Below are 20,819 nucleotides of genomic sequence, written 5' to 3'. Positions count from 1 at the left end.
GTCGTCGGGCGGCCTGGGTCGGTCTCTGGTCCCTCACCCGCAGCCGTCGATGAATGGGGTCCCATGAGCGAGCGTGCAGTGCTGGAGGTGATCGCCCTCGACGCCGAGGACGCGATCGCGGCCCGGGCCGGAGGCGCGGACCGCCTCGAACTGGTCACCGACATGGCGGCGGACGGGCTGACCCCGCCGGTGGCGACCTTCGCGCGGATCCGGGCCGCCGTCGACATCCCGCTGCGGGTCATGCTGCGGTTGGCGGACGGGTTCGCGGCGGGGGAGGTGGACCGGTTGGTGCGGGCCGCCCGGGAAATGCGGGCCGCCGGAGCCGAGGAGTTCGTGCTCGGGTTCCTCGACGCCGACGGGCAGGTCGACCTGCCCGCGGTGGAGCGCGTCCTGGCGGAGCTGGAGGGCTGCCACTGGACCTTCCACCGGGCCATCGACCACACCACCGACCGGCACGCCCTGCGCAAGCAACTCGCCGACCTGCCCGGCCTCGACACCTACCTCACCGCCGGCTCCGCCGCCGGCGTCGACAAGGGCCTTCCGACACTGCTCGCCGAGGCGGCGCGCGGCGGTGAACCCGGATACGAGCAGCGCCTCCTCGTCGGCGGAGGCCTCCGCCTCGACCATGTACCGGCCCTGCGGGGGGCGGGCGTGAGCGCCTTTCACATCGGGGGCGCGGCCCGGCCGGGGGGCTGGAGCGAGCCGGTGTCGGCGGACGCGGTCGCGGAGTGGCGGGCTGTGGTGGACGGCCGGACTTCGGGGGGTCAGCTGCACAGGGGGTCGTAGTCCGGCTGAGGGATGTACTTCCGCCAGAGTTCGGGTGTCAGCAGGTTTCCGGTCGCCCGGCACACGTGGTCGATGGCGGTCTGGATGGACAACGGCAGGATCTGCACCGTCGCCTCACCGACGCCGGTGAAGAGGAAGCGGCCGTCGGGGGAGAACACCGTGACGTTGGCGTAGTCGGAGGGGCCGGTGACCGGCAGGCCGTGGGCTTGAGCGTGGCCTCGCTCGTCGATGTCCCACACTCTGAGTGTGGTGTCGTAACTGCTGCTGACCAGAGTGCGCCCGTCCGGGCTGAAGGCCAGGCCGTAGACGGTGTCCGAGTGGCCGGTGAGGTGCGGGCCCACGGACGCGGGGTGTGTGCGGTCGGTGAGGTTCCACAGGCGGATCGTGCCGTCGTTGCCGGCGGCGGCGAGGGTACGGCCGTTCGGGCTGAAGACGACTGTCCTGAGTGGGTAGGCACTGGCGTGCAGGGGTGCGCCCAGGGCTGCGGGTTTCGTGGTCCTGGTGATGTCCCACAGGCGGAGCGTGCCGTCGTCGCCGGAGGCGGCGAGTGTGCGGCCGTCCGGGCTGATGGCCACCCGCCAGATGGTGCCGGCGCCGGTCTCCAGCGGCCGTCCGAGGCCGACGGGGCGAGACGGATCGGAGACGTCCCACAGTGCGACCGAGCCGTCGCCGTTGCCGCCTGCCAGGGTGCGCCCGTCCGGTGTGAACTCGACGGCCAGGAAGTTGCCCTGCGGGTTGTGCAGCGGCCTGCTCAGCGGCTCGGGTCTGCTCGGTACGGTGACGTCCCACATCCGGATGTCCGGCCCGGCCGCTACGGCGAGCGTCTTCCCGTCGGGGCTGAAGGCGACCCAGTTGACGTACGGTGTGCGGCCGCGGATCGACGCGCTGACCGGGCGGGGATCGGCGGGGTTCCTGACGTCCCACAGACGGACGGTGTTGTCCTGGGAGCCCGAGGCGAGCAGTCGGCCGTCCGGGCTCACGTCCACGGTGTCGACGTAGCCGGAGTGCCCGATCAGGATGGTCCGCGGGATGGTCCACAGGCGGATGGAGTGGTCGGCGCCGGTGCTGGCCAGCATGGTGCCCTTCGGGTCGAAGGCCAGGGCCAGCACGGGCCCGGTGTGACCGTCCAGGGCATTGGTGAGGTTCCGGACGTCGCCCGGATTCGTCACGTTCTCGAGCCAGATGCTGTTGTCGTCCCCGCCGTAGGCCATGAGGTTGCCGGTGGGGGAGAAGGCGACGGTGTTGACGACGTTGTTGCTGGAGGCCGAGTCGATCCGGACCGGCTTGGCGGGGTTCCTGACGTCCCACAGGTGGGTGGTCTCGTCGCTCCCCGCCACGGCCAGCGTGCGACCGTTCGGGCCGAAGGCGACCGCCTGGGCGGAGCCCGGGAGCCCGTTCTCGTAGGAGATGTCGGCCGTCCGGCCGACGGCCGACGGATGCCGCGGGTCCGTCATCTTCCACAGCCGCACCGTCCCGTCGTTTCCGGCGCTCGCCAGTAGCTTGCCGTCCGGGCTGAAGGCCACTCCGTTGACCTCGTACGCGGAGGCGGACAGAGGTTTGGCGAGGGGCAGAAGGTGCCCGGGGTCGGTGACGTCCCACAGGTGGACCCGGCCGTCGTCGCCCGCCACTGCCAGGGCGTGTCCGTCCGGGCTGAAGGCGAGAGTCCTCAGGGCTCCGGTACCGTCACGGGCCAGGGTGCCCAGACCCTCCGGGCGGCCGGGACTGCTGAGGTCCCACAGACGTACGACGCCGTCGTCGCCCGTACTGACCAGGAGCTGTCCCCGAGGGCTGAAGGCGAGCGCCCGTACGGCGCCCCGGGGGCCGCGCAGCGGATCGCCCAGCGGAACCGGATCGCCCGCGCGGGCGGTGTTCCACAGCCGGATCGTCCCGTCACCGCCCGCGCTGGCCAGCACGCGTCCGTCCGGGCTGAAGGCCACGGCGTTCACCCGGTCCGTGTGACCGGTCAGCACGGTGGCCAGCGGCACGTTCTGGGCGCTGAGCAGCCGGGTCTCCGTCGACGCGGCCGGTGACATCCGGTGCGCGACCAGGTCCAGCTGGGCCGCCAGGGACGGGTCGGTCGCCCGCATCAGGTCGGCCTGGGCCCTGATCTCGCCGAGGATCGCGGTGTTGCGTTGCTGCTGTGCCGTGTCGCGCTGCTGGAACGCGAGGACGGCGGAGAACGCGGCGAGTACGGCCAGCACGGTCAGACCCGCGAGGACCCCCTGGCGGATCCGCCGCGTACGGTGCCGCTGCCGCACCGACGCGGCCAGGAACGCGGACACGACCGGACCGCACTCGCCCGTGTCCTTCTCGTCGGCCAGGGCCCGGGCCTCGTCCAGTCTGTGGCCCCGGTACAGCAGCCCCGGGTCGCGGTCGGCCTCCTGCCACGCGGCGGCCGTGTCGTCCAGTCGCTGGCGGGCCGTGTACCGGGCGCGGTGGGCCTCGATCCACTCACGAAGGCGCGGCCAGGCCCGCAGCAGCACCTCATGGGTGATGGTGACCGTGTCCTGCTCCCGGGTCAGCAGCCGCCCCCGGGTGAACGTCTCGATGATCTCGGCGGCCTCGTCGGAGCGTGAGCCGTGGCCCAGGAGGTCGGCGTACCGGACCGGACGACGCGTGTCGTGGGTGTCGTCGCCGAACTTGACCAGCCGCAGGAAGACACGCTCCGCCGTCCGCCGGGACCGGGCGTCGAGACGGTCGAAGCAGCGGTCCGCCTCGACTCTCACGCTGTGCGCGATGCCGCCGGTCGACTCGTAGCCGTCCACGGTGAGGACGTGACCCGCCCGGCACAGCCAGGTGGCCCGCAACGCGTGCGCGAGGAGCGGTAGCCGCCCGATCTCGTAGGCGTCGACGTCGTCCGTCCTTCCGGGCCCGTCGCCCGGCTCAGGTGCGCCGAGATCGCGCAACAGGACCTGCACAAGGCCCGGTTCGACCTCCAGCCCGGCCGCGCGGGCGGGGTGGAGGATCGCCTCCCGCACTCCTGCCTGGGACAGCGGCCCCACGATCACCTGGTTGCGTTCCACGGCGTCGAGGAGGCGGGGATGGGCCGCGCACTGGGTGTAGAAGTCGGACCGCAGGCCGAAGACGACCAGGCCGGCCGGAGGTTCACCGCCCGGGCCCGCCACCGTCATGCCCAGGACCGTGTCCAGGAAGGTCCGCCGTTCCCGCTCGTCGGTGCAGAGGGTGAAGAGTTCCTCCAACTGGTCGACGATCAGGAGCAGGGGTCGCCGCGGAGCGGCGTTGCCGACGGCTGCCACGCGTGCGCGGTCCAGGGCTGTCGAGGGATGCGCCGTCGGGGTCATCCACAGACGGGGCCAGCCCGACGAGCCGGGCAGCGCGCCCCGTGCGACCTGGGCCAGGAGTCCCGCTCTGAGCAGCGAGGACTTCCCGGCCCCCGAGGGCGCGACGACGACCAGTGCTCCGCCCACCGCGCGGCTGACGTCCAGCCGGACCAGCAGTTTGGCCACCAGCGCGTCCCTGCCGAAGAACCACTGGGCCTGTTCGGCGCTGAAGGGGGCCAGGCCGGGATACGGGCACTCCTGGGAGATCTCGGTGGTGCGCACACGTCGGGCCGAGCGCACGCCGTCCTCGTAGTGCAGGTGCAGGTCCCGTTCCGACAGGTAGAGGTCGCGGTGTGCCTGGTAGATCCTGGCGCGGTCCGACGCGTGGGCCTCCAGCCGGATGTCCTGTCCGGGTGTCGGCAGCCGGTCGGCGGGAGTCACGGCCCGTAGATGTGCTGGTCGTGTCCGGCCTGGTACACCCGGCCGTGTCCGGATGCCTCGGCCCGGAAGTCGTGCGATCCGGTGCGGACGTCGCCCTCAGGGGAGAGGAGCGGAGCGATCTCCTCGTCGATCAGCCGCCGCAGTTCGTCCGTGAGCGCGGGCTCGTCCCGCACCAGTGCGGTCAGACGGGATTCCCAGGCTTCGACCAGGTGGGATTCCGCGTTCTCGTCCCCCTCCCGGCGGGCCGCCAGGGCGCGGTTTCTGCACTCCACCAGCGCCGTGTCCACCCGCCCCGCCTGTCGCGGGCGGACACGGCGCCACCAGGTGACGAGCAGGGTCCGTGCCTGTTGCCATGCGTCGGTGGTCATGACCCCCACCAACGCTGTGGCCGCCGACGATATGAACGCGTCCATCGCCATCAACCCCGTGTCCCTGCTCGTGGCAATTATACCAATTGCTGGCATTTTGGGGCATGTTGGTTGAAGCCTGAAGGAACGCTGTCCTGGTCGAAAGGAACGCTGTGCCCTAGCCGAGCTGAGGCGGCAGGTCGCTCGCGTGGGTGACGATCAGACCCGACACCGCTCGGGTCAGGGTCACGTACAGGCGGCGCAGGCCCGTGCGTTCGTCGGGTTCGCCGTCCACCACCGCGCGGGGCTCGTCGAGGACGACGTAGTCGTACTCCAGACCCTTGGCGAGGGAGGCCGGGACCAGGGTGAGGCGGGTCTCGGCGGTGGTCTCCTCGCCCGGGTTCAGATACGGGATGCCCGCCGCCGTCAGGGCCTCCGCGAGGGCGGGGACGCGGGCGTCGGCGGCGATGAGACCGGTCGAGCCCTCGTTGCGGAGCAACTCCTCGCAGGCGGCGACGACTTCGGCGGTGTCCGTGATCGGGCGGAGGGCGAAGAAACCGGGGTTCTCACGGACCGAGGCGACCGGGGTGAGGCCCGGCGCGATGTGCGGGAGAAGGCGGGAGGCGTAGGTGATGACGTCCGTGGGGACGCGGAAACCGGCCGTCAGCTCCTCGACCACGCCGTCCGTCTTGCCCAGGTGGGACAGGGCCTCGGCCCAGCTCCTCGTCGCCCAGGGCGTGGTGCCCTGCGCCAGATCGCCCAGGACGGTGGCCGATCCGGTGGTGCAGCGGCGGCCGACGGCCCGGTACTGCATGGGGGAGAGGTCCTGCGCCTCGTCCAGCACCACATGGCCCAGTGAGTGCGTGCGCTCCACGAGATCCGTCACCTCGTCGACCAGCACCGCGTCCGCCGCCGACCACTTGGCGGACTTCACACTGCGGACCGGCTTCGCCCACAGGATCGTCTTCTGCTCGTCCTCGTCGAGGATCCCCTCCGCGTGCACGGCGAGGAAGTCAGCGTCGGTGAGCAGCCGCAGGACGAGCTTCGCCGGGTCGACGGGCGGCCAGCTCTCCTTCACCGCCGCCTTGACCGCGCTGTTGCGGGCCACCGCGTCCTGCACCCGGTCGTCCGGTGCCTCGCCGGACCGCTCCATCTGCACCAGCACGGCGTGCGCGATGCGCTGCGGCAGAGCGTCGCGGGCGGCGCCGTAGCGGATGTCCCGGCCGAGCAACTCGCGGACGATGTCCTCCAGTTCGTACGCCGGGACGCGCCAGCGGCGCGAGCCGCGCACCACGACGACCGGCTCGGTGGGCATCCGTACGTGGGCGTAGACGGCCCGCCTCAGCACCTCCGCCATCCTCGCGTCGCCCTTGACGAGCGCGGCGGCCGCGTCGTCCGTGCCGCGCACCTCGACATGCGCGACCAGGTCGTCGACGGTGGCCTGGCGGACCGTCAACTCGCCCAGCGCGGGAAGCACCTGCTCGATGTAGTGCAGGAAGGACCGGTTCGGGCCGATGACCAGGGTGCCGGTGCGGGCGAGCCGCTCGCGGTGGGCGTACAGCAGGTACGCGACCCGGTGCAGGCCCACGGCCGTCTTCCCCGTTCCCGGCCCTCCCTGCACGCAGACCGTCCCGCCCAGCCCGGACCGGACGATCTCGTCCTGCTCGGGCTGGATGGTGGCGACGATGTCCCGCATCGGGCCGACACGCGGCCGCTCGATCTCCTGCTGGAGCAGCTTGCTGGTGCGGGCGCCCTCCTCCGGGTCGGAGAGGTGCTCGTCCTCGTACGCGGTGAGGTCGCCGCCGGTGTACCCGAAGCGGCGCCTGAGCCCCACGTCCATCGGGTCCTTCTTCGACGCCCGGTAGAACGGCTGCGAGACCGGCGCACGCCAGTCGATGACCATCGGGTCGCCGTCGCCGTCGTGCACATGCCGCCGCCCGATATAGAAGCGTTCACCCTCGGCGCCCTCCGCCTGCGCGGCACCGGGGGCGTGCAGGTAGTCGAGCCGACCGAAGAACAACGGGGTGTCGCTCAGATCGGCGAGCGCCTTGATGCGCTCGCCGATCTGGCGGGAGAGGACCTCGGCGTTCACCCAGTTCGCGGTGACGTCACTGATGTCGAGCGCCTCGACGTCCTCGCGCATGGCCCGCAGGGCGGCCCGGGAGGAGGTGAGATGGGCGCGCTCGCGGCCGAGGGGGTCGTGGACGGGCGTGGACAAGGCGGTGCCTCCGGGCCTGCTGGGGATGGGCTACGGCGATGCCGTCCGGTTTCCGTCCGGGCGGCGGCACTCCGTGAAGGGAGGCGGGCAAGAGCGGAGATTTTAGGGGAACGGGGGAGGGGAGGCGAATGGTTTTCCTCCCCCCAGGTCTCCCTGGGGCCTCGTCCCCCTGGGGGAGACCGCGGTTCCCCGGTGTACTCAGGTAGTACGCCAAGTGGGGACCTGGGACCGATGCCCCCTTTATGCCTGCCGACGCACCATGGAGACATGAGTACAGCGACCCTCACCCCAGCCCCCGGTCGCCCGTCAGGAGCGACCCCCCTCTCCGACGCCCACCGCCACCCCTTCGGCGACGCCCTGCACGCGATCAGGGTCTTCGTGGGCGCCGCCTTCGACGTGATCATCCTCGGCGAGTACGGCGAGGAGGCCGGAGTCCGCCGCAGGCGGTGACCGGTACCGGCCGGATCAGCCCTCCGCCAGCAGCTCGTCCGCGTCCATGATCCGGTAGGCGTACCCCTGCTCCGCCAGGAACCGCTGCCGATGGGCGGCGAAGTCCTGGTCGATGGTGTCGCGGGCGACGACCGAGTAGAAGTGGGCCTGGTGACCGTCCGCCTTGGGACGGAGCACCCGGCCCAGCCGCTGGGCCTCCTCCTGGCGGGAGCCGAAGGTGCCGGACACCTGGATGGCGACCGTCGCCTCGGGCAGGTCGATCGAGAAGTTCGCGACCTTCGACACCACCAGCACGCTGATCTCGCCCTCCCGGAAGGCGTCGAAGAGCTTCTCGCGCTGCGCGTTCGAGGTCTCGCCCTTGATGACCGGCGCGTTCAGGTGCTCGCCCAGTTCGTCGAGCTGGTCGATGTACTGGCCGATGACGAGGATCTGCTGGCCCGCGAAGCGCCGCACGATCGCCTCCGTCACCTTCCGCTTCGTCGCGGTCGTCGCGCAGAAGCGGTACTTCTCCTCCGTCTCGGCGGTCGCGTACGCCAGCCGCTCGGAGTCGGTGAGGTTCACCCGTACCTCGACACAGTCCGCCGGCGCGATGTACCCCTGCGCCTCGATCTCCTTCCACGGCGCGTCGAACCGCTTGGGGCCGATGAGGGAGAACACGTCCGACTCACGGCCGTCCTCGCGGACGAGGGTCGCCGTCAGACCGAGCCGGCGACGGGCCTGGAGGTCGGCGGTGAACTTGAAGACGGGCGCCGGCAGCAGATGCACCTCGTCGTAGACGATGAGGCCCCAGTCCCGGGAGTCGAACAGCTCCAGGTGCGGGTAGACGCCCTTCCGCTTCGTCGTCAGCACCTGGTACGTGGCGATGGTGACCGGGCGGATCTCCTTCCGCGTCCCGCTGTACTCGCCGATCTCCTCCTCGGTGAGCGAGGTCCGCTTCACCAGCTCGTGCTTCCACTGCCGCGCCGAGACGGTGTTCGTGACGAGGATCAGCGTCGTGGACTTCGCCTGGGCCATCGACCCGGCGCCGACCAGCGTCTTCCCGGCCCCGCAGGGCAGGACGACGACTCCGCTGCCGCCGTGCCAGAAGTTCTCCACGGCCTGCTTCTGGTACGGCCGCAGCGCCCACCCGTCCTCGGCCAGCTCGATCGGATGCGCCTCGCCGTCCACGTACCCGGCGAGGTCCTCGGCCGGCCAGCCCAGCTTCAGCAGGGTCTGCTTGATCTGCCCGCGCTCCGAGGGGTGCACCGCGACCGTGTCCGGGTCGATCCGGGCCCCGACCAGCGGGGTGATCCGCTTCGAGCGCAGGATCTCCTCGAGGACCGGCCGGTCGGTGGTGGTGAGCACCAGCCCGTGCGCCGGGTGTTTGCTGAGCGTCAGCCGGCCGTAGCGGTCCATCGTCTCCGCGATGTCGACGAGCAGCGCGTGCGGCACCGGGTAGCGGCTGTACTGCACCAGCGCGTCCACCACCTGCTCGGCGTCGTGCCCGGCCGCCCGCGCGTTCCACAGGCCCAGCGGGGTCACCCGGTAGGTGTGGATGTGCTCGGGCGCCCGCTCCAGCTCGGCGAACGGCGCGATGGCCCGACGGCACTCGTCGGCCTGCTCGTGGTCGACTTCGAGGAGCAGGGTTTTGTCCGACTGGACGATCAGGCAGGACACGCATACCTCCACGGATAGGATTGTCAGCGTGACAGACAGTGCACCTGCCACGGCTCGGGCCATGCCCCGTGCCCGGCGCTGGAAGGGCGTACCGGCCGACGCGCCGGGGATGCGCGCCGGTATCTATGTTCGCCTATCGCGTGAAACGGACGAGACGACTTCTCCCGAGCTACCTTCGCACCATCCAACCGACTCCACGCGCCAGGGGAGCACGGCCCCGCAGTGAAGCACCATGACGGCCGCCGAATGCGCCGTCTCACAACCCGGTGTCAGCCGCGCGCCGCCTGTGCCAGGCCCATTTGGGGCAGGTGGGAGAGCAGTACGTTGCCGAGGCAGGATGTTCGATCCCGACCGTCCACGACGCGCCGCACTCCGGGCAGCTGGACGTCACTCCGGCCTGGATCGCCTCGGTCCTCGCCCTCGTGCGCCGCAGCCGACGTCAGTGCCGAGAACGGCAGGCCGACGAACGGAACACTGCTGTCGCCTTCGCTGACGGCATCAGCGGGCCACCGCATCCACGGCACAAGCGCGGCCCCGCATCGTTGGCCGTGACCACGATCAGCCGCAGCCGGGGCCGTCGCTGCCCATACGAGCACCGTACGAAGCCAACATCGTCAACGGGAGTCTCCAGCCCGCACTAACCACGGTTCGAGTCATAGCCCCACCGCGCCCGGCCGTCCTTGCCCATGAAGCACTTGGCGGGACGTCCGTCCTCGGCGATGCCTAGAGCGCCGACCGGGGAGCAGGCATATCCGAACTGGATGCCCACCTGGCCATCGAAGTCCTGGCCGCCTGTTCCGCCGTTGTCGCCTTCATCTTTCTCCGGTACGTCGGGCTCTTGCTCTGTCTCTGGGAGGTCACGTGTAGAAGCGGTTTCATTCACCGTTGCAGCGGGGCGCGGCGAGGGATCTGATTCCGGCTCGTCGGCGTCGCAGTTCTGCACGATGGCAACGATGATGATGCCGAGTACCACGAAGCCTATGAAGGTGTCTTTGGCATCGCTACCAAAGCCCGTGGATCTACCCATGGCGGTGTTCCCATGTTGTCGGCCTGCGGGGGCACCTCGTGCTCGCCGAGCGTGGGGCTAGCCCGCGCAAAGATCTGGCCGACCGATGATATGGCTCATTGTCAAGGGTAGAAGTGACCCGAGGCTTCACCTGCATGTCTGCGTCAGGCACAGCTTCTGAGGCCCGTACGGGGTTGCTGGAGGCACACCTGACGGGTGCGCGTTTGGCCAACCCGCCATCGTGGCTGACTTTCGGTGGCTCTGGTCAGAACTGGGCTCTCCTCGGAGTGACTTCATCTAGCTCTCTCTAACTCATGGGTAGGAGGCCGAGGTTGTAGACGCACCCCTGTTCGGGCACGCCGATCACCCCGGTACCATCGGCACCGGGGGCCTGATCATGACTTCCACGACCGGACCACCCGGGATGCTGTCCAGGCTGAGGGGTGGTCCGGTCTCTTGTTGTCGGCCGCCGCCGCACGAGCAACCCACGGCGAACGGGCTTCGGGATCAGCTCAGGACTTTGCCCACCTCGTAGATCGTCGGTCGGTCCTCGGGGGCGTGACTGAGCATCGCGTCGATCAGTTCGCCCAGCTCACCAGGCGCCTTCACGGGCGACGGCGTCCGTTCGCCACGGCCTCTCTCTGTACGGGGCGGGGAGCGTCGTCCGGGTACTCGACCGCCCGGAAGCCGGTGGCCGAGATGAGCAGGGAGGCGCCGAGCGCGTAGACGTCGGCTTCCTGTGTCGGCTTGGCCTCACCAATGGCGAGCACGCTACGGGCGATCTCCGGGGCTTCGTAGTGGGCGAGGCAGCCGCGGAACGGGAAGTCGTACCCCTGGGGCACGTGCCCACCCTTGGCCAGGGCGAGGTCGATGAGGTGCGTCCGTTCGAGCCCGAGGATGAAGTGGGCGGGCTGTACGTCTCCGTGAGCCCAGCCCTTGGCGTGGAATTCAACCAGGGCTTCGACGCATCCCAGGGCGACACTGGTGTGCGGCGTGATGACCGGGTCCGGCTGCTGCCGTGACACCGGTGGAGGGGGCGTAGATGAGCACACATTCGTCCAGTGTGCCCCATAGATCCACGAGCCGCGGATCCTGGGTGAGGGGGCCGCGCGGGGTCTTCAACCGCTGCTCTTCAAAGTCGAGTGAGTGAGCGTAACCATGTGTGAGTGAGTGTCGTTGTCAGAGCATGAATCTCACGGAATGGGCGAAGTCGCAGGGTGTGCATCCGCAGACCGCGTATCGCTGGTTCCGTGAGGGGATGCTGCCGGTACCGGCTCAGCGGGTCGGCCCGCGCACGATCCTCGTGAATGTTGGGGTCAACGCCGTGCCCGAGGCGATCGGCGGGCTGGGCCTGTATGCCCGTGTCTCCTCCCGTGACCAGAAGACCGACCTGGAGCGGCAGGTCGCCCGGCTGTCCCAGTGGGCGGCGCAGGCCGGTCACCGGGTGGTACGCGTGGAGGCGGAGATCGCATCCGGTATGAACGGTGCCCGCCCCAAAGCCAAGCGGCTGCTGGCCGATCCGGACGTGACCACGGTGGTGGTCGAGCACAAGGACCGGCTGGGCCGGATGGACACCGAACTTGTCGAAGCTGCCCTGTCCGCACATGGGCGCCGCCTCGTGGTCCTTGATGACGGCGAGGTCGAAGACGACCTGGTGCGCGACATGGTGGAGGTGCTGACCTCGTTCTGTGCCCGCCTGTACGGTCGCCGGTCGGCGAAGAACCGGGCCCGCAAGGCTTTGGAGGCCGCCGAGCATGGCTGACTCCACACTACGCACGATCGAGGCGCCGTTCGTTGCGCTGGGCCCGTCCGGGGTGGCGATCCGCACCAGCATCAAGGGCATGTCCCAGCGGGACAGTGAGGTGCTGCCGCTGGTGGGCGCACACCTGGGTTCGCTGGCTTCCGCCGACCTCAAGGCACGTTGCCGGGCGGGTACCGATCACGACAGCGACCAGTGGGCGGAGCGCAAGCGGGCCCTGACCGAGGAGTCGTCCGCCCGCTGGGCCGGGAGCATCACGAAGACCACCCACGACCAGTGGGGCCTCTCGCGCCGTACCCAGCTCGCCCACATCCACAACCTTGAGGCCGGGGCGCGCACGATCGCGCACCGCCTGTCCCAGCCGGTCGGGGAGAAGGGCACGAAGCGGGCGCCGGGCGGCTACCGCACGAAGCAGGAGTGGTTCCAAAAGACCCGGCGCCTGCATGTGCTGCAAGACCGGCTGGAGCGTGAGCGGTCCGACCGTGACGCCGGTGTCGTGCACGTGGTGCGGGGCGGGAAGCGACTGGCTCAAGGCCGGCACAATCTGGAAGTTGCCCAGCTCACCGAGTACGAGTGGCGCAGGCGCTGGGATGCCGAACGCTGGTTCCTCCAGGCAGACGGGGAGTCGGGGAAGCGTTTGGGGAACGAGACCATCCGCGTCAGCTCCGACGGCGAGGTCGACATCAAGCTCCCCGCTCCGCTGGCGCACCTGGCCAATGCCCCGCGCGGCCGGTACGTGCTCGACGGCCGGATCGACTTCCGGCACCGCGGCGAAGAGTGGGCCGACCGCGTATCGGCGAACCGTGCTGTCGCCTACCGCATCCATCTGGACGTGGACCGGGGCCGCTGGTACCTCGCCGCGTCGTGGACGATCCCCCCGGTCCAGACCGTTCCCCTGGCCGTAGCCAGGACGAACGGGCTCATCGGCGTGGACACCAACGCCGACCACTTCGCAGCGTGGCGTCTGGATGAGCACGGCAACCCGATGGGTGAGCCCCGCCGATTCTTCTACGGTCTCGATGGGCCGGCCACCTGCCGGGACGCCCAGGTGAGGCACGCCCTCACCCGCCTCCTTCGCTGGGCACGGCACGCAGGCGTCTCCATCGCGATCGAGGACCTGGACTTCAGCGCGGAGAAGACCCGGGAGAAACACGGCCGCAGGAAGCGGTTCCGCAAGCTGATCTCCGGCATGCCCGTCGCCAAACTGCGGGCACGGCTGGTGTCCATGGCCGCCGAACTCGGCATCACCATCGTCGTCGTCGACCCCGCCTACACCTCCCGCTGGGGCGCCGAGCACTGGCAGAAGCCCCTCAGCAGCAAGAACCGCAAGACCACCCGCCACGACGCTGCTGGCGTCGCGATCGGACGACGCGCTCTCGGACACCGCGTCCGGCGCCGGACGGCACCGCCCTCACACGACCAGAGCGATCGTGTGGGGCATCGGACCGCCCAGGCCGGACACGGAACCCGCGGGCGTGAGGAAACCCGCCCCCGCATCCCCGGACCACGGACACGATCCGTGTCGCCGGACGCGGCGCGAATGCGGGCGACCAGCGCATCCACAACCGTTCGGGATGCGCCAGTTGACCAGGTCTGGGTCCAAGACACACTCCTGCTCACTGATCAGGAACGGTGGGCTGTGGTGCCTGGAATCGGGCCGTCGGATCCCTATAGGGTGCGGTAGGTTTCGCGTGCCAAGGACCGACCCGAGCACGCGTGTGTGCGAAGGATGCCGATGGACGCGAGCGCCCGGATCGACTCATGCCTGCTGGACGTCACGGGCCTGGGCATGGACGCGCTGGACAAGCTGCTCGAAGGACTGCCCGACACCGCCCTGGGCGCGGTGCTGCGTCGTGTCGTCGACGAGGCGGTCCACCCCGCCGGCGAGACGTTCGCCGCCTTCGACTCCTCCATCTGAGCAGGTCCCGGCCCGCACATGGGCACCCGGACGGACCTCGGACGGATGTCCGAACCTCACAGCTTGAGGCCTCACGGCTCTGGGTATGACCCGTACGTGCTCCGGCATACGAGTGGCATGCAGTCAGGTCGGCCAGGGAGGTATCGGGGGACGCCTTGGTTCACGAGCCGTACTTCTTCCTCAGCTATGCGCGGAAGGACGACCGCGACGAGTTCGTGAAGCGGTTCTACGACGACCTCGTGCTGGAGCTGCGCCGGATCGGTGCCGACCCGGCCGCGCAACCACCGTTCCGTGACGTCGAGCGGCTGGGGCTGGGCTCGAACTGGGCGCGGGTGCTCGGCGCGGCGGTGGGGCACTGCCGCGCCTTCGTCGCGCTGTACTCCCCCGCGTATCTGAACAGCGAGTTCTGCGGCAAGGAGTGGACGGCGTTCTGGGACCGGCTGCAGGAGTACCGCCGGGAGACGGAGATCGACGTACCGGCGCTGGTCCCGGTCCTGTGGACCCCCATGGAGGGGGACATTCCGGCGGAGATCGCCCGCTTTCAGTACCACGAGGCGGGCATGGGCGAGGAGTACGCGTCGCGAGGGCTGATGCAGATCCTGCGCACCGACCCCACGGGCCCGGTGTACCGCAGGGTGGTCGAGAAGGTCGCCGCCCGGGTGCGGATCGCCGCCGACCGGTTCCGGCTGCCGTTCACGCCCGGCCTCGACCTCGCCGACGTACGCGGTCTGTTCCCGGTGGCCGACCAGCAGCGGGCCGCCGCGTCGGGCACCGGGCACGTCCAGGTGTTCCTCGCCGCCGGGGTCGCCGACCCGTTGCCGGAAGGGCGGCACCGGCAGGAGTACTACGGGCGCTCACCGCGCGAGTGGACGCCGTACCACCCGCCCAGGCACCCCACGGTCGCCCTCCGGGCCCAGAAGGTGATCGCGGAAGAGGGGTACACCAGCAACATCGACGTCGTCGACGCCGGGCTGAGCGGCCGTCTCGACGAGACGATGGTGAACAACCAGACGAGCATCCTGCTGGTCGACCCGTGGGCCGTGCGCACCGGGACCTACCGGGACGCGCTCGCCGACTACGACGGTCAGAACCGCCCGGCCACCGGCGTCCTGGTGCCCTGCCACGAGGCCGACGAGGAATCCGGCGGCGACGCGATCTGGCAGGAACTGAGCCACGTCTTCTGGCGCAACTGGCGCCGGCAGAACGATCCGCACGACCAGTTGTTCCGGGTGAGGGTGGCTGCGGACGAGTTCGACGCCCAGCTGTCCGTGATGCTGGCGGTGGCCCAGAACCGGCTGATGGAGATGGAGAGCACCACCCCCTTCCGGCTCCCCGGCGGCCCGCCCCCGCCTCCGCTGGGCGGCCTCACCGTCCCGGGCCCGCCCGACCCCGGCGGCCCGCTTCCCCCGCCCCCGTTCCCCGGCGCCTTCCCCGTCCACCGGCCGGACGCCGCCCCGCCCCCGCAGGAGCCGCCCCTGGGCTTCGGCGGGCCGGTGGCCGCCGGCCCGGGGGAGCCGCCCGGCGGACCGCCCGCTACTAAGGACACGGACGATGACCAGTAGGCCCACCGGACCGGGCAAGATCGTCACGTTCTACTCGTACAAGGGCGGTACCGGACGCACCATGGCGCTGGCCAACGTGGGCTGGATCCTCGCCGGCGGCGGCCACCGGGTGCTGCTGGTCGACTGGGATCTGGAGGCCCCCGGCCTGCACCGCTATCTGCACCCGCTGCTGGTCGATCCCGAACTGCGCTCGTCCAACGGCCTGATCAACATGGTGCAGGCCTACGTCCGGACCGTGCTGAGCCCGCAGGCGCCCCCCGTCCGGACGACCGCCGCCTCGGGCCCCGAGCCGCGATCCGCCGCGGCGGCCACCGAGACCGACGACTGGCTGCGGACCGCCGCGGACCCGACGCCGTACACCATCGGACTGTTGCTGGAACTCCCCTCCGGCGGGCGGCTGGACTTCCTGCCCGCCGGACGCCAGTCGGCCGCCTACTCGGCCGCCGTCACCAGCTTCAACTGGCACAGCTTCTACGACCGGCACGGCGGCGGGCACTTCCTGCAGGCGCTGCGCGAGGAGATGATCTCCTCCTACGACTATGTGCTGATCGACAGCCGTACGGGCGTCAGCGACACCTCCGGCATCTGCACCATCCTGCTGCCCGACATCCTGGTCGACTGCTTCACCATGAGCGTCCAGAGCATCCGCGGCGGTGTGGACGCGGCGGCGGCCGTTCAGCGCTCCGCGCCCCGGCCCATCAAGGTGCTGCCGGTCCCGATGCGGGTCGAGGAGGCCGAGACCGAACGGCTGGAGGCCGGACGGGACTTCTCCCGCACCGAGTTCGACCCCTTCCTCGCCTGGCTGCCGCAGGAGGAGCGCAGCCGCTACTGGGGCGAGATCGAGATCCCGTACAAGGCGTTCTACGCCTACGAGGAGATTCCCGCCACCGTCGCCGACCGGCCCCGCCAGGAGCGCTCGCTGCTCACCGCGTTCGAGCGGCTCACGGAGTGGATCTCGGACGGCCGGGTACGACGGCTCGCCCCGCTGCCCGCGGACCGGCGCGCCGAACTGCGCGCCGCCTACCTGCGCGTGCCCCGCACCCTGCCCACCCAGATCTTCGTCAGCTACGCCCCGCTGGGCCGGATGTGGGCGGAATGGGCGGCCGAGACCCTGGAGGCCGCCGGCTACCAGGTCTCCCTGCACAGCACGGTCGCCGCGGACGGCGGCGTCCTGCCCGAGGTGACCGGCACCCTCGGCGGTCAGGGCCGGGTGCTGGCCCTGCTGTCGCCGGAGTACGCCGCCCAGCCGCGGGCCGCCGCGATCCGCTTCCAGCTGACCGGGCACGAGACGCCCGGCGGCCCCGGCCTGGTCGCCGTCCGGGTCCAGGACCTCGACCCGGCCGCCGCGGAGCCCTACCTCGACAGCACGCTCGCCGACCTCGGCCGCTGCGCCCCGGCCGAGGCCGCCGACCAGCTCCTCGCCGTCCTCGGAGCACCCCCCGGCCGCCGTCTCCCGGACGGCTCCACCCCGCCCCTCGGCACCACCCTGCCCAACTTCCCCGGCTCGATCCCGGCGGCCCAGCGCCTGCCGTCGCGCAACCTGTCCTTCACCGGCCGCGGCCCGCTCCTGGAGCGGCTGCGCGACCACTTCACCGCCGGACCGGGCGCCGCCGTGCCCAGCCAGGTGCTGTACGGCCTCGGCGGCATGGGAAAGACCCAGACCGCCCTGGAATACGCACACCGCTACAAATCCGCCTATGACGTGGTGTGGTGGATGAACGCCGCCCAGCCCGGCCTGATCCGCTCCGCCCTCGCCGACCTCGCCCCCTACCTCGACCTGGAGGAGGGCGAGGACGTGGGCTCCACCGCCGAGGCCGTGCTGCGCGCCCTCGGACAGGGACGGCCGTACGACCGCTGGCTCCTGGTCTACGACAACGCCGGCAACCCCACCGAACTCGACGGCCTCCTCCCCGAGGGGCCGCTCGGCGGGCATGTGCTGATCACCTCCCGCGACCGGGCCTGGGTCAACAGCGTGGGCCGGGCCGAGGTGGAGGTGTTCACCCGCGAGGAGAGCGTCGAACTGCTGCGCAGATTCAGCCCGTTGCTCGCCCCCGAGGACGCGGACCAGATCGCCGTCGAACTCGGCGACCTGCCGCTCGCCGTGGGCCAGGCCGCGGTCTGGCTGAGCCAGAGCAGCATGCCGGTCGACATCTACCTCGCCCGGCTGCGCGACCGCACCGTCGACATCCTCGACCACACCCCGCTGCCGCCCCGGGAGTACCCCAACTCCGCCGCCCGCACCTGGCAGATCGCGGTGGAGGAACTGCGCGAACGCAACCGCGCCGCCGTCGAGATGCTGGAGATCTGCTCCTTCTTCGGCCCCGACCCGATCCCCATGCGGCTGCTCTACAGCTGGGCCGTCACCCGGGCCCTCACCATGGACGACGACGAACCCCGCGACGAGATGGCCGTCGCCCAACTGCTGCGCGCCCTCAACCGGTTCGGGCTGGCCCGCAGCGACCAGGGCAGCGAGACCCTCACCGTGCACCGGCTGGTCCAGGCGGTCATCCGGGACGGAGTCTCCACCCAGCGCTGGATGGAACTGCGCGCGGTGGTGCACGCCGCACTCGCCGGCGCCAACCCCGGCAACCCGGAGGCCACCGCCGACTGGGACGAGTACGACGAACTCCTCCCGCACCTTGAGCCGTCGCGCGCGTCCGCCGACCCCAACCCCGAGGTCCGCAAACTGATCATCGACTCGGTGCGCTACCTGTGGAAACGCAGCCTCTACGGCACCGCGTACGACCTCGCCACCCGCACCTTGGACCGCTGGGCGCGGCCGGACTTCCCGGGCGGCGGCTCCGACGACGTCCACACCCTGCTGCTGCGCACCCAGCTCGGCAACGTGCTGCGCTCGCAGGGACGGCTCGTGGAGGCGTACGAGCTCGACTCCGACGTACTGCGGCGGTTCACCGCCACCAAGGGGGACGAGTACCCCGCCACCCTCGCCGCGGCCGGCAACGTCGGCGCCGACCTGCGTGCCCTCGGCCGCTACCAGGAGGCCCGCGAACTGGACCGCAACACCTACCAGGTGGCGCTCCGTGAGTTCGGCGAGGACCACCAGCGGACCCTGATGTACACCAACAACCTGGGCATGTCCGAGTACCTGGCCGGCGACCGCACGGCCGCCCTGGGCCTGCACCGCTCGGCCTACGAACGCCAGCGGCAGAACCAGGGCACCATGAAGCCGCGCACCCTGAACCTGGCCAACAACCTGGCCCGCGACCTGCGCGAGACCGGAGAACTGGGCGAGGCGCTGCGCCTGCTGGAGACGACCACCCGCCTCTACCAGCAGGTCCTCGGCGACGGACACAGCGACACCCTGCGGGCCCGCAAGAACCTGGCCGTGGCGCTGCGCCGGGACGGCCGCTACGCCGAGGCCCTCGACATCGACCAGGACATCTACAACCGGTACCTCGTGGCCCACGGCGCCGACCACTACGACACCCTCGCCGCTGCCTGCAGCCTGGCCAGCGACCTCGCCGCGCTCGGCGACACCGCACAGGCCCTGGAGCTGGCCGAGCGGGCCCTCGGCCGCTACAAGGACTACCTGGGCGAGGAACACCCGGTCACCCTGGTCTGCGCCAGCAACATGGCGGTGTACCTGAGGCTGATCGGTCGCACCGAGGAGGCCCTCGCGTTCTCGGGCCGCACCACGGAGCAACTGCGCACCGTCCTCAGCGAGTCGCATCCGCACACCCTCATCTGCATGCTCAACCACGCCAACGACCTGGTGACCGCCGGCCGTACCCGGGAGGCCGCCGACCTGGAGACCAGGGCCCGGCAGGGACTGCTGGCCGCGTTCGAGCCCGACCACTACGACGTCATCGGCATCACCTCCAACCTCTCGCTCAGCCTGCGCGCCCTGGGCCGTGCGGCGGAGGCGGACGCACTGCACAGGGACGCCCTGGAACGCGCCAGGCGCACCCTGGGCGCCGATCACCCGACGACACTGGCGATCACCCACGGAGTCCGCCTCGACTCCGACATCGAGCCGCCGACCACCTGAGACGGACGGCGGGCCCGGCCGTTCTGCGACCCGGCGTGCCCGGGTGCTGACGGGCTGTAGGATGCCGCCACCCGCCAAGCCCCCCGTTCCCGTGTCGACCCGGCCGTCGGCGGGAGCGGCTCCGGCACCGGCGCGATCGAGCGAGGCTGGCCCATGGTTCCCTTCCGGCAGTTCCTGCTGAAGATCCACAGCCGCTGCAACCTCGCGTGCGACTACTGCTACGTCTACGAGTCCGCGGACCAGAGCTGGCGCGACCGGCCCCGGTTCATGGACCCCGGCACCGTGCGCCGCGCGGCCGCACTCATCGCCGAGCACGCCCGCGCCCACGACCTGTCCGAGGTCCATGTCGTGCTGCACGGCGGCGAGCCGCTGCTGGTGGGGGCCGCGCGGCTGGACGCCATGCTGCACGAGCTCACCGCCGCCCTTGAGGGGGTGGCGCGCCCGGTGTTCAAGCTCCAGACCAACGGCCTGCGGCTGGCCGAGGACCCGGCCCTGCTGCCGGTCCTGAGGGACCACGCGGTGAGCGTCGGCGTCAGCATCGACGGCACCGCCGCCACCCACGACCGCCACCGCCGACGCCCCGACGGCCGCGGCAGTCACGCCGATGTGGCACGGGCGCTGCGGCTCCTCGCCGGCCCCTACCGCGAGGTGTACGCGGGCGTGCTGTGCACCATCGACCTGGCCGCCGACCCGGTGGAGACCTACGAGGCCCTGCTGGAGTTCTCCCCGCCCCGGCTGGACCTGCTCCTGCCGCACGCCACCTGGCACACCCCGCCGCCCGGCCTGACCGCCCGAGCCGTCCCGCCCCGCACGGCACCCGGCACCGCCCCGGCCGGGCCGGTGCCCTACGCGCGGTGGCTGTGCGCGGTGTTCGACCGCTGGGCCGACGCGCCCCGCCGGGAGACCGGCATCCGCCTCTTCGAGGAGATCGCGGTCCTGCTGCTCGGCGGCACCGCCAACAGCGAGGCCGTGGGCCTTGCCCCCGTCGACCTCGTCGTGGTGGAGACCGACGGCACCATGGAGCAGGCCGACTCGCTGAAGGTGACCTACCCGGGAGCCCCCGCCACCGGTCTGGACGTCTTCCACCACACCTTCGCCGATGCCGCCCGGCACGAGGCGTTCCGGGCCCGCCAGCGCGGGCGGGCCGGTCTCGCCCCCGTCTGCGCGGCCTGCCCCCGCTCGGCGGTCTGCGGCGGCGGGCTGTACGCGCACCGCTACCACCCCGACGCAGGGCCGAACCCGTTCGCCGCCCCGTCCGTCTACTGCCCGGACCTCGCCGTCCTCGTCGACCATGTCGCCGACCGCCTCCGCAGGGACGTCACGGCACTCGGCACGGCGGCACAACCGGTTCCGAGCTGACGGCGCCACACCCGTCCCACCCGCGAG

13 protein-coding genes and 1 pseudogene are annotated in these 20,819 nt (G+C 71.1%); 8 read left to right on the top strand and 6 right to left on the bottom strand.

From position 1 onward, the window contains the following. Positions 1–63: 63 nt before the first annotated feature. The gene (locus ACIRF9_RS17000) at positions 64–786 is read left to right on the top strand and encodes a copper homeostasis protein CutC (protein ID WP_403821974.1); all 723 of its coding nucleotides are present in this window, start codon (positions 64–66) and stop codon (positions 784–786) included. Here the strand turns inward: ACIRF9_RS17000 and ACIRF9_RS16995 are convergent. The 3 genes from ACIRF9_RS16995 to ACIRF9_RS16985 all read right to left on the bottom strand — a co-directional run bounded on the left by ACIRF9_RS16995 (position 765) and on the right by ACIRF9_RS16985 (position 7,073). Then, entirely contained in the window at positions 765–4,508 is a 3,744-nt protein-coding gene (locus tag ACIRF9_RS16995; RefSeq protein WP_403821971.1) for a hypothetical protein, read from the bottom strand. The genes ACIRF9_RS17000 and ACIRF9_RS16995 overlap by 22 nt on opposite strands. Beyond that, on the bottom strand, positions 4,505–4,876 hold the full coding sequence (locus tag ACIRF9_RS16990) for a hypothetical protein (RefSeq protein ID WP_403821968.1): 372 nt from the start codon (positions 4,874–4,876) through the stop codon (positions 4,505–4,507). Before ACIRF9_RS16990 ends, ACIRF9_RS16995 begins: the two co-directional genes overlap by 4 nt. 157 nt (positions 4,877–5,033) lie before the next feature. Further along, positions 5,034–7,073, bottom strand: coding sequence for a HelD family protein (locus ACIRF9_RS16985; protein ID WP_403821965.1), 2,040 nt, complete (start codon positions 7,071–7,073; stop codon positions 5,034–5,036). A gap of 267 nt (positions 7,074–7,340) precedes the next feature. On the opposite strand from ACIRF9_RS16985, the gene ACIRF9_RS16980 reads away from it, so the two are divergent. Next, the gene (locus tag ACIRF9_RS16980; RefSeq protein WP_403821962.1) at positions 7,341–7,523 is read left to right on the top strand and encodes a hypothetical protein; all 183 of its coding nucleotides are present in this window, start codon (positions 7,341–7,343) and stop codon (positions 7,521–7,523) included. A gap of 15 nt (positions 7,524–7,538) precedes the next feature. On the opposite strand, the gene ACIRF9_RS16975 is transcribed toward ACIRF9_RS16980, so the two are convergent. From ACIRF9_RS16975 to ACIRF9_RS16965, 3 genes and pseudogenes are all read right to left on the bottom strand, one after another. Continuing rightward, the gene (locus ACIRF9_RS16975; protein ID WP_403822444.1) at positions 7,539–9,179 is read right to left on the bottom strand and encodes a DNA repair helicase XPB; all 1,641 of its coding nucleotides are present in this window, start codon (positions 9,177–9,179) and stop codon (positions 7,539–7,541) included. Between the two features lie 637 nt (positions 9,180–9,816). Continuing rightward, the gene (locus tag ACIRF9_RS16970) at positions 9,817–10,206 is read right to left on the bottom strand and encodes a hypothetical protein (RefSeq protein WP_403821959.1); all 390 of its coding nucleotides are present in this window, start codon (positions 10,204–10,206) and stop codon (positions 9,817–9,819) included. A gap of 486 nt (positions 10,207–10,692) precedes the next feature. Continuing rightward, positions 10,693–11,186 (bottom strand): annotated as a pseudogene (locus ACIRF9_RS16965) (protein kinase family protein); the annotation flags it as partial. Positions 11,187–11,371: 185 nt separating this feature from the next. On the opposite strand from ACIRF9_RS16965, the gene ACIRF9_RS16960 reads away from it, so the two are divergent. From ACIRF9_RS16960 to ACIRF9_RS16935, 6 genes are all read left to right on the top strand, one after another. Continuing rightward, complete coding sequence (locus tag ACIRF9_RS16960; RefSeq protein WP_403821957.1) at positions 11,372–11,947, top strand: IS607 family transposase; 576 nt, start codon at positions 11,372–11,374, stop codon at positions 11,945–11,947. Continuing rightward, complete coding sequence (locus ACIRF9_RS16955) at positions 11,940–13,628, top strand: IS200/IS605 family accessory protein TnpB-related protein (protein ID WP_403821954.1); 1,689 nt, start codon at positions 11,940–11,942, stop codon at positions 13,626–13,628. The genes ACIRF9_RS16960 and ACIRF9_RS16955 overlap by 8 nt, the downstream gene beginning before the upstream one ends. Before the next feature lie 51 nt (positions 13,629–13,679). Beyond that, positions 13,680–13,862 (top strand): FxSxx-COOH cyclophane-containing RiPP peptide, encoded by a 183-nt coding sequence (gene fxsA / locus ACIRF9_RS16950; RefSeq protein WP_403821951.1) that lies wholly within the window; start codon positions 13,680–13,682, stop codon positions 13,860–13,862. A 155-nt stretch (positions 13,863–14,017) separates the two neighbouring features. Then, complete coding sequence (gene fsxC, locus ACIRF9_RS16945; RefSeq protein WP_403821948.1) at positions 14,018–15,424, top strand: FxsC protein; 1,407 nt, start codon at positions 14,018–14,020, stop codon at positions 15,422–15,424. Further along, positions 15,414–19,433 (top strand): FxSxx-COOH system tetratricopeptide repeat protein, encoded by a 4,020-nt coding sequence (gene fxsT, locus ACIRF9_RS16940; RefSeq protein ID WP_403821945.1) that lies wholly within the window; start codon positions 15,414–15,416, stop codon positions 19,431–19,433. The genes fsxC and fxsT overlap by 11 nt, the downstream gene beginning before the upstream one ends. Positions 19,434–19,586: 153 nt before the next feature. Next, a complete protein-coding gene (locus ACIRF9_RS16935) occupies positions 19,587–20,792 on the top strand; it encodes an FxsB family cyclophane-forming radical SAM/SPASM peptide maturase (RefSeq protein ID WP_403821942.1) in 1,206 nt (401 codons plus the stop codon). The last annotated feature ends 27 nt before the right edge of the window (positions 20,793–20,819 follow it).

Origin of the sequence: Streptomyces sp. NPDC096132 (genome assembly GCF_044763345.1) — a bacterium.
Taxonomy (GTDB): Bacteria; Actinomycetota; Actinomycetes; order Streptomycetales; family Streptomycetaceae; genus Streptomyces.
The sequence above is the reverse complement of the archived record's forward strand: the minus strand, read 5'-3'. Positions and strand labels throughout refer to the sequence as shown.

Coding starts and splice junctions, on each gene's coding strand:
- ACIRF9_RS16970 (WP_403821959.1), bottom strand. CDS start 10,206: ATGGGTAGATCCACGGGCTTTGGTAGCGATGCCAAAGACACCTTCATA.
- ACIRF9_RS16990 (WP_403821968.1), bottom strand. CDS start 4,876: ATGACCACCGACGCATGGCAACAGGCACGGACCCTGCTCGTCACCTGG.
- ACIRF9_RS17000 (WP_403821974.1), top strand. CDS start 64: ATGAGCGAGCGTGCAGTGCTGGAGGTGATCGCCCTCGACGCCGAGGAC.
- ACIRF9_RS16960 (WP_403821957.1), top strand. CDS start 11,372: ATGAATCTCACGGAATGGGCGAAGTCGCAGGGTGTGCATCCGCAGACC.
- ACIRF9_RS16980 (WP_403821962.1), top strand. CDS start 7,341: ATGAGTACAGCGACCCTCACCCCAGCCCCCGGTCGCCCGTCAGGAGCG.
- ACIRF9_RS16955 (WP_403821954.1), top strand. CDS start 11,940: ATGGCTGACTCCACACTACGCACGATCGAGGCGCCGTTCGTTGCGCTG.
- ACIRF9_RS16935 (WP_403821942.1), top strand. CDS start 19,587: ATGGTTCCCTTCCGGCAGTTCCTGCTGAAGATCCACAGCCGCTGCAAC.
- fxsT (WP_403821945.1), top strand. CDS start 15,414: ATGACCAGTAGGCCCACCGGACCGGGCAAGATCGTCACGTTCTACTCG.
- fxsA (WP_403821951.1), top strand. CDS start 13,680: ATGGACGCGAGCGCCCGGATCGACTCATGCCTGCTGGACGTCACGGGC.